The 12,652-nt window shown below is 47.3% G+C and carries 9 protein-coding genes; 1 reads left to right on the top strand and 8 read right to left on the bottom strand.

Annotated features, from left to right (window positions below; translation table 11 throughout):
* From licT to trxB, 4 genes are all read right to left on the bottom strand, one after another.
* Positions 1-837 (bottom strand): BglG family transcription antiterminator LicT, encoded by an 837-nt coding sequence (gene licT / locus AC6EJC_RS15535; RefSeq protein ID WP_444954751.1) that lies wholly within the window; start codon positions 835-837, stop codon positions 1-3.
* A gap of 50 nt (positions 838-887) precedes the next feature.
* A complete protein-coding gene (locus AC6EJC_RS15530; protein ID WP_444954750.1) occupies positions 888-2,771 on the bottom strand; it encodes a beta-glucoside-specific PTS transporter subunit IIABC in 1,884 nt (627 codons plus the stop codon).
* 375 nt (positions 2,772-3,146) lie between these two features.
* Positions 3,147-3,377 carry a glutaredoxin family protein gene (locus AC6EJC_RS15525; protein WP_007432162.1) on the bottom strand — a complete coding sequence of 77 codons (231 nt, stop codon included), beginning with the start codon at positions 3,375-3,377 and terminating at the stop codon, positions 3,147-3,149.
* Positions 3,378-3,437: 60 nt separating this feature from the next.
* Positions 3,438-4,379 (bottom strand): thioredoxin-disulfide reductase, encoded by a 942-nt coding sequence (trxB, locus tag AC6EJC_RS15520; protein ID WP_039273728.1) that lies wholly within the window; start codon positions 4,377-4,379, stop codon positions 3,438-3,440.
* 280 nt (positions 4,380-4,659) lie between these two features.
* On the opposite strand from trxB, the gene AC6EJC_RS15515 reads away from it, so the two are divergent.
* Complete coding sequence (locus AC6EJC_RS15515; protein ID WP_444954749.1) at positions 4,660-5,391, top strand: ZIP family metal transporter; 732 nt, start codon at positions 4,660-4,662, stop codon at positions 5,389-5,391.
* A gap of 81 nt (positions 5,392-5,472) precedes the next feature.
* Here the strand turns inward: AC6EJC_RS15515 and AC6EJC_RS15510 are convergent, their stop codons facing one another.
* From AC6EJC_RS15510 to AC6EJC_RS15495, 4 genes are all read right to left on the bottom strand, one after another.
* Positions 5,473-5,766, bottom strand: coding sequence for a hypothetical protein (locus AC6EJC_RS15510; RefSeq protein WP_444954748.1), 294 nt, complete (start codon positions 5,764-5,766; stop codon positions 5,473-5,475).
* Between the two features lie 231 nt (positions 5,767-5,997).
* Positions 5,998-7,977 carry a heavy metal translocating P-type ATPase gene (locus AC6EJC_RS15505; protein WP_444954814.1) on the bottom strand — a complete coding sequence of 660 codons (1,980 nt, stop codon included), beginning with the start codon at positions 7,975-7,977 and terminating at the stop codon, positions 5,998-6,000.
* 315 nt (positions 7,978-8,292) lie between these two features.
* Positions 8,293-9,747, bottom strand: a complete 1,455-nt coding sequence (locus AC6EJC_RS15500) for a PEP-utilizing protein (RefSeq protein ID WP_444954747.1) — start codon at positions 9,745-9,747, stop codon at positions 8,293-8,295.
* Positions 9,748-10,045: 298 nt separating this feature from the next.
* Positions 10,046-12,475, bottom strand: a complete 2,430-nt coding sequence (locus AC6EJC_RS15495) for a heavy metal translocating P-type ATPase (protein WP_444954746.1) — start codon at positions 12,473-12,475, stop codon at positions 10,046-10,048.
* Between the last annotated feature and the right edge of the window lie 177 nt (positions 12,476-12,652).

Raw genomic sequence — 12,652 nt, 5'->3', positions numbered from 1 at the left:
TTAATTTCTGCTTATAACTCGTTTCAAGTGAATAATCAGATACATGAGTTCTTCATCCGGGACCGAAAGGTCGAATTTGGCTTCAATATATTGTTGAATGGATAACGCACACTTCTCTTCTTCCGGATACTTGTTCACAATTTGGCTCATTAATTCTGGATCTTGAGAATCCAACATTTTATGCTCAAGTAATCTCTGAACAAAAAATTGAAGGTGCGTTAAAAACCGTGAATAGTTGATGCTGTGGGTATCCAGTTCGATTTGGTAATGCAGTTTAATGATGTTCAAAATATCTTTGACCGTATTGGTCATCAATAAAACCTGGTTCATATTGTTATCGGTCTGTTGAGCATTAACCAGATGAAAGGCGATATTAGCCGCTTCCTCTTCAGGCAGATTTAGACCGATACGCTTTTCAATCAAGGTGAGCGCATACAGGCCAATACCGAACTCTTCCGGATAAAACTTTTTGACCTCCCACAGCATCCGATTCTGAATCGTCATGTTATCTTTAAATCGTTTGGTTGCCATATACAGATGGTCTGTCAGGGATACATACAGGTGCTCATTCAAGTGACTGGATAGTGTATTTTTGGCATAAGATATGATTTCGTCTGCCAGTATCAAATACTCCTTGGGCGTTTCCTTCATTAGAGCTGTTAAATCGGAAGACATGCTTTCATTTTCAAGAACATATATCTTTTCAATTTCGTTCTCATCGACCAAGTCGCCAGGTTTGCTTTTAAAGCCGATACCTTTCCCCATCACGATAATTTCTTTGTGATCCTCACGTTTGGCAAGAACAATACTCGTATTGAGAACTTTAATTACTTTCATATCCAACGACCTCTCACTTTCCAGGCTTGATTCCCCCAACAAACACACTGTTAAAGTACAGTAATCAGAGGCTTCTCCGGCCCTGTCTTTTCTGAACTTTCACGACCCATGATTTCCAGATAGTCCGCCGTGTTGGTCACAATAATCGGAGTTATCGTATCATACCCCGCCCTTTGTATGGCTTCAAGCTCAAATTCAATCAGAAGCTGACCATGCTTAATTTCGTCCCCTTCTTGCACATGCACAGTAAAATGCTGGCCCTTCAGCTTAACGGTATCCAAACCGATATGAATGAGCAGTTCTACGCCTTCAACCGATTTTAAGGCTATGGAATGCTTGGTGCGGAATACATTTGCTACGATGCCGTCAAAAGGTGCGACCACTTTTCCGCTACTTGGTTGAATAGCCATTCCTTTGCCCATCGCTTCCTGAGAGAACGCTTCATCTTTTACCTGCTGTAAGGGAATAGCGATACCTTCCATAGGTGCGAAAATAACGGTTTTGGACTTGAAATTTTTACTTTGTGCTTTGGCAGGCTCGGGACGAGCTTCTATTTTAGCCGGTTCGGTAACCGTATCTTGAAAGCCGATCACATAAACAGCAATAAACGTCACAATAATCGAAATGGCCATCGTTATGAGCGCATATACCAGGTTAGAGTGATCTTCACTGATAAACATCGGCAGGGATGCAAAACCAGGCCCCACAGCTGCATACGCTTTTAAATTCATAAGACCGGCAAACAATCCGGCAACCCCGGCTCCAATCATACAGGCGAACAGTGTTTTTTTCAGGCGTAAATGTACGCCATACAAAGCGGGTTCCGTAATTCCGAATACCCCTGAAATACCTGCGGACAAAGCAATTTGCTTGAACTTGGGATCTTTCGTTTTCAGCGAGACGGCAAATGCACCCGCGCCTTGTGCCATATTGGAAGCCAACATGGCAACCAGTACCAATGTTTCATATCCTGGTGAAGCCAGCGCAGCAAAAATAATGGGATAGAATACTTTGTGCATGCCGAACATGACGATTAGCGGCATCACGATAGACATCAATACTACCGTAAGCCAGCCGATTCGTTCCTGAATCCAGAATACACCGTTGGACATACCTAAGCCCAAATACGTACCTAGCGGTCCTAAGGCAATGAGAGAAATAGGCGCGACAATCAAAATGACGATTAATGGTTTTAGAAAAATTTTCACAGGTCCAGGAGAGATTTTATCAGCAAATTTCTCAATGTATGACATGAGCCATATAGTCAAAATAATAGGAATAACGGAGGTAGCGTATTGTACCGATGCTACGGGCAGGCCCGCAAATGTGACAGCTTTCTCACCTCCTAGCAAACTGATTAAGTTCGGATGGAGCAGCACCCCCCCAAGGAGTACGGATACGAATGGATTGGTCTTGAACTTCTGCGCGCTGGAGAAAGCCAGCAGCATAGGCAGAAAATAAAATGCCGCATCGGAGATTACACTAAGGATCATATACGTTTGGCTTTCCTTGCTCATGATTCCGGTTACTGTACACAGCAAGAGCAGTGCTTTTAACATCCCTGATGCAGCAATGGCCGGAATAATGGGCTGGAAAATACCTGCAATCATGCCCGCAAAGCTATTAAACAATCCCTTAAGACTTCGGTCTGCCTTCACTTTTTCGGCTTCTTCCACAGACGATTTATTCGGGTCCAGCAATTTGACCAGCTCATTGTAGACATAACCTACATCATTCCCAATAATGACCTGATATTGTCCACCGCTATTTACAGCTCCCATAATACCGTCCAGAGCTTTAATTTCATCTGTTTGTGCTAATTCCGGCTTACGAAGCGTCATTCGCAATCGAGTAGAGCAATGAATGACACTATTAATATTATCGTTCCCACCCACTTTATTAAAAATGGCTTGTGCGATATCTTTGTAATTCATGAGTTACACCTTCCTTCTTAAAATAAGGAACAAAAAAAGACCTAAAAAGGGTAGGGAAAAATATCCTACCCAATCTAGGTCTTGCCTGCCGAACAGTAACACGCCTTTAATTGGATACTGGTACTATTTAGTTGATTAGAAGTCATAATTGATTGTACATTGAGAATTGTTACATAATGCAACCCGGGTTTTAAGCGCTTACAATTAAAATATAGCACCGATCATCTACAGATGCAACACTTTTCGACAAAATTCTCACTATGAAGAAAAAGATTAGAGGCTATAAAAAGACCCCCATCGCAGCATGTAACTGCAATGAGGGCCTTATTTAAACCATATGAAGATCACAGGACCGTCGTCTGCTGTTAAGTTGAATTAAGCGTTCAAGACTTTTTCAAACTTGGTTTTGTTCATACCGGAAATACGTTCTTCCCCGATCAGAGTCAATGGCACGGCACGAATGCCCATATCCCAAACCTCTTGAGCAAAAGCTTCATTGGTTTCAATGTTGCGTTCTTCGTATTCCACGCCTTTTTCACTCAAGTAGCTTTTTACTTGACGGCAATGCGGGCAGTTGGTAGATGTGTATACAATTGCTTTTTCCATGAATATCACCTCATAATTTATTTTTGTAGAAATTATATTTATTCATACTTAAACGAAATATTACAGGGCCAGTGCGCTGTGCTCCAGGCTTTCGATGTATTTCTCGCTGTCCATAGCAGCCATGCAGCCACTACCTGCTGCGGTAATCGCTTGTCTGTAGCGTGTATCCTGTACGTCACCACAAGCGAATACGCCAGGTACGTTTGTTTCGGAAGTGCCCGGATTTACGACGATATAACCGTTCGCATCCGTTGTAATTTGCCCTTCGAGGAAGCCTGTATTCGGATGATGACCAATCGCCACGAATACGCCGCTAACTGTAATGATTTCCTCTTCACCTGTTGCATTGTTCAGCACTTTCAAACCAGTTACTCCGTTCTCGTCAGCAATCACTTCTACAGGAGTACGATTGAGTGCCCATTCAATTTTGTTGTTCGCACGAGCACGATCCTGCATAATTTTGGAGGCGCGCATTTCTTCACGACGATGCACCAACGTTACTTTGGAGGCAAAACGAGTCAGGAAATTAGCTTCCTCGAGTGCAGAGTCCCCACCGCCGATGACAACAATTTCTTTGCCACGGAAAAAGAACCCGTCGCATGTTGCGCAAGTGCTCACACCACGTCCGATATTATCTTGTTCACCGGGAATCCCCAGGTATTTGGCAGTCGCCCCTGTAGAAATAATCAGAGTGTCGGTAACCAGTTCACCCAAACCTTCTACATCCAATGTAAAAGGACGAGCAGTTGTGTCTACCTTGTTCACCCAGCCTGTGCGGAATTCGGCGCCAAAACGCTCCGCTTGCTTACGCATATTATCCATCAGATCGGGTCCCATGATTCCTTCAGGAAAGCCTGGAAAATTTTCGACTTCTGTAGTCGTGGTTAATTGTCCGCCTGGCTGTGGTCCTTCGATCACCAGTGGGTTCATATTGGCACGTGCCAGATAAATTGCAGCGGTCAAACCGGCAGGGCCGGTACCTATAATAATGGACTTGTACATATCTTGGTTCCTCCTAAAATATCATAGTATTATATAACGAGTTTTCGGTACCGGGCGCTGGGCAGATGCATATACTCTAAAAGTAGTTCTGCCAGAAGCTTATCCCAAAATGTGGACACCCGGATATTACAAAAACGAATCACTTGTTTTGTAGCTCCTTATGACTTAGACTGATTCTAAATCCTAATTTCATTATGCGGAAATAGCTGTAAACAGTCAAATGAAGTTTTCATGAAGCGAAGCTTAAAGATAAATCAGGTATGGAGGGATTATCCCGATTATGAATGACGTTTTTGTAGGTAGCCTTATTTCTGCCCTGTCCACTGGACTCGGCGCCGTGCCCATATTGTTTATGCGCAATATCACGCATCGGCTTCGCGATGTTTTGTTGGCTTATGCCGCAGGAATCATGACCTCTGCATCCGTGTATAACCTGATTCCCGAAGCTATTCAGCATTCCAATTGGTTCGTGCTGACTGCGGGTATCTTGCTCGGCTGCCTCGTATTACTGGTAATGGAAATGTATATTCCCCATGCCGATTTGGAAGACCCGGATGCCAAGACCTTTCAACTGGAGTCCAAATCTTTTCTCATTATCGCAGCTATTACGTTACATAATTTGCCAGAAGGGCTCTCCGTTGGGGTCAGCTATGCGAGTGAGACTCAAAATCTCGGCAATCTCATCGCCTTCTCTATCGGCCTGCAGAATGCCCCGGAAGGCTTTATCGTAGCGTTATTCCTTGTAAATCAAAACATCGGCCGTTTCAAGGCATTGGGCATCGCTACCCTCACCGGAGCCGTGGAAATCATTACGAGTCTGATCGGGTTTTATTTGAGTAGCTGGGTTAACGGACTGGTACCTTACGGCCTTGCTTTTGCCGCCGGAGCCATGATGTTTATCGTCTACAAGGAACTGATTCCCGAAAGTCACGGGGACGGCAACCAGCGGATCGCCACATTTTCTTTTATTCTCGGCTTAATTACGATGATTGGGCTAACCGAATGGTTATAGCCGAGCAACACAAAAAGGCTGCCTTCTGCCTGTAATCCAGACAGATAAGCAGCCTTTTTGGCATGTTCAAATGAAGATACCTCATTTTTTCCGGTTCATGGAGCGCAGTGCTTCACGGTACTGCTCGTCCTCACTTTTGTGAGTCTTATTCTCTCCATTGGATATTTGGGAACGTCCATCCTTTTCTTCCTTCTTTCCAGTAAAACCACGCAAAGCCGAACGATAATCCTGATCCCCGTAAGCACCTTTGATGTTCTCGTGATCCTTTTCTACCTTCTTATCCGTATGGATATCAGGCCTATTGTGATGCTCCTCGGCATGATGTTCTTCAACGTCGAGATCCTTATGCTGCATCTCTCGCGTATGATCTGTCAATTCACGCGCCTCAGGTTCCACCTGTTGCGCTGGCGGGACTATTGTTTTCCTTGTTCTTGCGACGGTCTACACCGCGCCGAAGATAGACGTACAGTGTTGGCGAACTAGAGGTATGAGATAGACTTGCCTTGCACACAAGATAGGCTGTACTGCAAAAGAAGGAGCATTCACCCCCTTGATTTTTAAGAGGTATGAATGCTCCTTCCTGTTGTAATCTTGTGAGTATTAGGCTTATGACCGCAATAAACGCAAGCCATTCAAAATGACAAGTAATGTGCTGCCTTCATGCCCAATGACCCCAAATGGCAGGGCTATATCTTGCACAAAGTTGCTGATCACAAGCAGCAGAATGACACTTACCGCGAAGATCATATTTTGCTTGACCACCCGCTGCGCCTTGCGCGCCAGTGCTACCGTCGGAGCAATCTCTTCGATTCCGTCGTTCATCAGCACCACATCCGCGACCTCTAGCGCTGCTCCGCTGCCGTGCATACCCATGCCTAGTCCTACGGTTGCTACTGTCAACGCAGGTGCGTCGTTCACACCGTCACCGACCATAACGACATGCCCGTACTGCTCCCGAAGCATACGGATATGGCTGACTTTGTCCTCCGGCATTAAGCCAGCATATACGGCGTCGACTCCGGCCTGCGCCGCGATCACGGCGGCCGTTTCAGGACGGTCTCCGGTTAGCATGACGACCCGGATACCCTGTGCTTGCAGGCGTTTCACGGACTCTTGCGCCTGTGGACGCAGCTCGTCGCGTAACGCCAGCATCCCGGCAATCCGGTCATCTGCGAGGATGATGGATACGGTTTTGCCCTCGGCTTCCAGCCGGGCCCGACTCTCCACCCACTCTGGCTCTGCCAGAGGACTAGGTCCATCCAGCACATCTGTGCGACCGATTTTCCATTTCACTCCGCCTATGATGCCTTCCATTCCCCATCCGGTGAGTGCCTGCACTTGCTCGGCTGTGAGAAACTCTCTCTGTCCCAATTCAGCTTCAGCTTTGGATACAATCGCTCGTGCCAGCGGGTGCAAAGAATAACTTTCGATTGTAGCGACAATGTGCAATAGCTCATCAGCATCGTAGTCTGCGGCGGTAATCCAATCCGTGACGACAGGTGACCCCATCGTTAACGTGCCTGTTTTGTCAAAAGCAACAACAGAAGTTAATGCCATATTCTCCACATGCGCGCCACCTTTGAACAGGATGCCCCGTCGGGCACGGTTGGAAATGGCCGATAGCATCACTGGCATAATGGATGATACGAGAGCACATGGTGAGGCCACGACGAGGAACACCATAGCCTTGTAAAACGCCGCTGCCCACGTCCAGCCTAATGCTATGGGTGCACCCACAATGACGATCAGCGTGACAGCAACAACAATTCGGGCGTATACCGATTCGAACGTTTTAATAAACCGCTGGGAATCGGGAACTTCGGTCTGAGCCTCTTCCACCATACGAATGATTTTTGAAAATAAAGTGTCCTCCGAGGACTGACTAACCTCTACATATAGCACGCCTTCTCCATTAATGGTGCCGGCATATACTTCGTCACCTGCCACCTTATTCACCGGAACAGATTCCCCGGTAATGGATGCCTGATTCACCGCCGAAACGCCCTTGGAGATTCGGCCGTCCGCCGGAATCAGTTCGCCCGGCTTCACTAGCAGCAGGTCGCCTGGCAACAGCTGCTCAATGCCGACCGTTTCCGTCCCCTCGCGAGACAAGCGCAAAGCCGTTTCCGGCTTCAACGCCATTAGCTCGGAGATATCCTTACTACTGCGCTCGGTGGTATAGCTCTCCAGCGCACCGCTGAGTGCAAAAATAAAGATCAGCATGGCTCCTTCATTCCAATAGCCAATGGCCGCAGCTCCTAGGGAAGCAGCGATCATGAGCAGATTAACATCCAGATCATGTTCTCGGATCAGTGTTTCGATCCCTTCTCTGGCTTTGGACCAGCCCCCAAGGGCATAGGACACCACATACAGAATGACCGATAGCCATTGTGACCAATGTGAGACCCCCCATGCCATCAGCATCAGCATTCCACTACCTAGAGCAGCCTGCATCTCCTTATTTTTCAGCATACTTTTAAGCTGAAATTGCGGCTTGCGATTCGGACCGGGTCGTCCGCCACTGTTTTTTGAAAGTGTTCGGTTAGAGGGAGACAATGTATCTTGTAGTCGTTGAACAGCTTGCATCATGTCACGTTCCTTTCCATTTTTTGTTCCTTGTACTTGCATCTCATTGAGAATGATATGCATTGTTAAGTGCCCTAAAATAGCACATGCTGCTTCGGGAAGCCCGAAGCAGCATGTTTGGCAATGAGAATGATAATCATTTTTGCGTGTATACAATTATTTTGGTTTAGTGAAACTTTTGTTTTATTATATACCTTTTCTTTTACGGTTGTAAACCAGCAATGGCCTAAATAAAAAAAGATACCCGCGCAAGCAACGCAGGTATCTTCTATATTTTGAAGTATTCTATCACATGAATTCCGTGTTATCTTCAGGCTAAAGTGGAAACTGCTGCGCATGGTTGTGTGCAGCCCCTAAAGTGTGTTGCTGATCTGCGTGCTGTTGCAGTCCCAAACGCGCAGCCGCAAGGCGTGCAGCAGGAACTGCTGTGTCCGGGCAAATGACACCCGTCAGCTCATTCTCCCAGATCGAAGTCCCCTCCAGAGACTGGTGAATTTCATCTATCGCCACCCATATAGGAAGCTCGGGCTTTACACGCCGAACAGCTTCCATTATGCATTTTATCGTATCACTAGCATTCTCCTGACCATCAACACCGGATGGATTCAACTGATCCTCAGCCCTATTACCATCAGATGGAGTTGGTATGACTTCTAAAATCACCGTATCGGCAAAACGTGCCATATCTGTAGCTTGAGCCGCCTGCTTGATCTGTCGCGCTCTTACTTCGGCCATGTTATTGGGGCTGGGGTTGCCCGACTCTCCCGACCGTACAGCTTGAACGTTCCATGTTTGGCTTACGTTAGGCATCAAAGACGGATCAACTGTCAAAAGCACGCCTACCCGATATGGAATGCACCGCAGACGTCCGCATAAGGTCTGCTCCGCAACGCCGTCAATCCAGTCTCGGATTGCCCGGAATTGGTTCACGTCAGCCGGATTGCGCACCATAATCTCCAGCTGTGGTTCTCCCCCCTGTCGTACACTCCGCAACGCTGCACGCAGCAATGCCTCCAGCTGCATATCTTGCAGGCTTCCGATGCCCACTGCGTTGGCCTGTTCGATTAGGGCTATAGTGAGCGGTGATCCGTCCAACAACTCGAACAAGCCTTCATACTCCGTTTCCAGCAGGCCGATGATTCGGCGGGACAAATGCTCACACAATCCAGGCAGGCCAGATGCTTTATTAAAAGTTTTGTACGTGTCGGATGCACGAGAACCGGGAATAAGGATGGGATCGGGCTCCCCGTCAGGGGCATGGATCGTCTGTCCAGACTCTGCCACGTCCAAATAGGCATAGCATAATTCCCTCACGCGGCCAGATGCCTGTGACAAGGGGCCATGCAGAAGACTATAACCATCAAAAATGCCTATTCCTGATGCTGTCTCTGTACTTATACGACTCATACTTGCAGGAGCATCGGCATAAATCCGTATGGAGGTCCGCCTATATTCGTCGCTCCATTTTAGTAGTGTTTCCATTGCTTGCCCAATATCGTTGCCGTTATTCAGCATCGTTTCCCCAAGTAATTCCGGGTTTGTAGCCAGCAATGCCTCCGCTCGACTGATTACACCCTGCTCGGCTAAACCAACCAGCCAGCCCAATGGATCTTCCTCCTGCGCAGCAGAAACTTCATGGCTTCCTGCCCTTAGCGTCTCCATAGCCAACCTCCGTGCAGCAGCTTCCATACCTGGCTCTGGAACTTTGCGATCCCGGCTGTTTTTGCCGCCCAACAGCTCTGCGAATACATGCATCAGTTTAGCCTCCATGCTATTAATCCATCCTTTCTTCCGTCAGCAAGTTGGCACACACGAATTCGAGTACCCCTCCAAATAAAGAAAACGCTTACTCGTTATTGAGCAACCGAATCTTACATGGGTCTTACTTGTAAAGTCCCTACCTTAACCTATTAGGCACGCCACACATTTATACATCCCAGTACAACTACCATACATGACAAAATAAATCTCTATAACACATGACTACTGGAAAAAGTCACCTATAAAAAACACCCCCGGTTTTCACAGGATGCCCACATCCAATGTTAACCCGAGGGTGATTATTTTTTTACTCGTAAGAACGAGCCTTCAGTACACGCATAACATTCAGTACGGCTAGCAGTGTTACACCTACATCGGAAAATACAGCCTCCCACATGGTAGCAATACCGAACGCTCCCAATGTGAGAAATACCGCTTTGACACCTAACGCAAATATAATGTTCTGCCATACGATACGACGTGTGCGTTTGGCGATATGGATCGCCGTAACCAGCCTCGAAGGCTCGTCGTTCATGATTACGATATCTGCTGCCTCAATCGCAGCGTCCGAACCCAAACCGCCCATCGCTACACCGACATCTGCCAACGCAAGTACGGGTGTATCATTGATTCCATCGCCCACGAACAAAATTTTGTCGCTCGTTTTTTTACTTACAGACAACTGCTCAATGGCTTCGGCTTTATGCTGAGGTAACAGTTCTGCTCGTACTTCGTCCAAACCGAGCTGTCGTCCTACGGCCTCGGCAACTGTCCGATTGTCACCCGTTAGCATGATGGTTTTCACCACACCCAACTTTTTCAGTGAAGCAATGGTCTTGGCTGCGTCTTCCTTAACCTCATCCGAAATTAGAATGCATCCGGCATACGTTCCGTCTACAGCCACATGTACGACCGTTCCTTCATCTAGTGCTGTCTCCTGTGTATCTTTAAATGCAACGTGCTCCCGCTCCATCAGCTTGGCGTTCCCGGCCAATACTAGATGTCCATCTATCTGTGCCTGAATCCCGTGACCGGATATTTCACTATATTGCTGAACCCGTTCTGCTCTGAGTTCTTTACCGTAGGATTCACGCAAAGACGCAGCAATGGGATGTGTGGAATGCAGCTCCGCCAATGCGGCGGTTTCGAGCAGGGTTTCTTTTGAAAAATCCCCGGCAGGATAAATTCCTGTCACGCGGAAAACCCCTTTGGTGAGTGTACCTGTTTTATCAAAAACAGCGTATTTTACATGATTCAAAGCTTCAAGATAATTCCCGCCCTTGATCAGTACACCTGAACGGGAAGCTGCCCCGATTCCGCCGAAGAAGCCCAGTGGAATAGATACTACCAGCGCACATGGACAAGAAATGACGAGGAAAACAAGCGCACGGTATACCCAATCTGCAAACTGTGCACCCGGTACAACAAGCGGTGGAACAACCGCCAGCAACAGCGCGACAATAACCACTACTGGAGTATAGTATCTGGAAAATTTCGTGATAAACTTTTCAGTCGGCGCTTTTTTGGCACTCGCATTTTGCACCAATTCCAAAATTTTAGAGACCGCGGATTCACTAAATTCTTTGCTAACTTCTACAGTCAGAAGTCCGTTCGTATTAATAAATCCACTCAACACGCTGCTTCCCGGTTCTACGGTACGAGGCACCGATTCACCAGTCAACGCCGAGGTATCCACATGCGATTTACCATCTACAACCTTACCGTCCAGCGGAATCTTTTCCCCTGGTTTAATTACAATCAGATCACCAATGCGAACGTCTTCTGGGGACACCCTACGTACGGAGTCAGCCGTCTTCAGGTTGGCATAGTCCGGTCTAATATCCATTAGATCACTGATGGATTTACGTGAACGGTTAACTGCAATGCCTTGGAATAGCTCTCCGATTTGATAAAAGAACATGACAGCTACACCTTCGGGGTATTCCCCAATCGCAAATGCGCCAACAGTAGCCAGCGTCATCAGGAAGTACTCGTCAAAGGCCATTCCACGCACCAAACTGCGTGCAGCCTGCAAGACAACATCACCGCCAACGATGATATATGCCAGTAAAAATAGGGCCAGCTTGCCCACACCTTCGACAGGTAGCCACCAGGCAACAGCCGCAACGACTGCACCAATAGCCAAGCGTGCAATCATGCGGCGCATACCGACTGTACCGTGATCATGCGTATGCCCAGCGTGGCTATCATCTCCATGCGAATGTGAATGAGCATGGGTGGCTTCACCATGATCGTACGCTGCATGGTGGTTGTGATGCTCGTGTGCATGATCGCCGTGGTCGTGTCCATCGTGCGTATGGGCTTGCTCACCATGTGCATGACTACGACTGACGTGGCTGTGAGCGGCATGTTGCCCGCCTTCGTGTGTATGTCCTTTACCATCATGCTCATGACCGCATGCGCAATCCTCTGTGCTGCCTGCCTGTACTGCACAAGCATCGCTTCGACCGTCTTCACGCAGGCGTCCACGGGCACTTTTTACAACCATTCGAACATGAGGCTCAAGTCTGTGAACCTTCCGTTCCGTCTGGCGAAAAACCTCTTCTTTTTGATCCGAACTTGTGGTCATCGTCAACGTTTTCGTAACAAAATTGACCGAGCAATCAAGAACACCTTCTATTTTACTGACTCCATTTTCAATCTTTAGAGCACAGTTGGCGCAATCCAAACCTTCCAAAATCCATTCATGCCGTTCCGTTCTTTTTAGAGCATCCATAATCATCGGCCTCCAATTAACTATATATGAGCAACTGTTCATATATTATTTGTTAAGGCCATTATATTCAGGATCAGGGTCAAAAGTCAATGACTCTAGCCCGTTTTTGCCGAAAAAATCGACTTCAACGGACAAACACCAAAAGAGCGCCAATCGCTTGGCGCCCTGCTGTTGTTT

The organism is Paenibacillus sp. TY11 (assembly GCF_059772165.1).
Note: the sequence above shows the minus strand (reverse complement) of the source record. Positions and strands in the feature narration are given on the sequence as shown.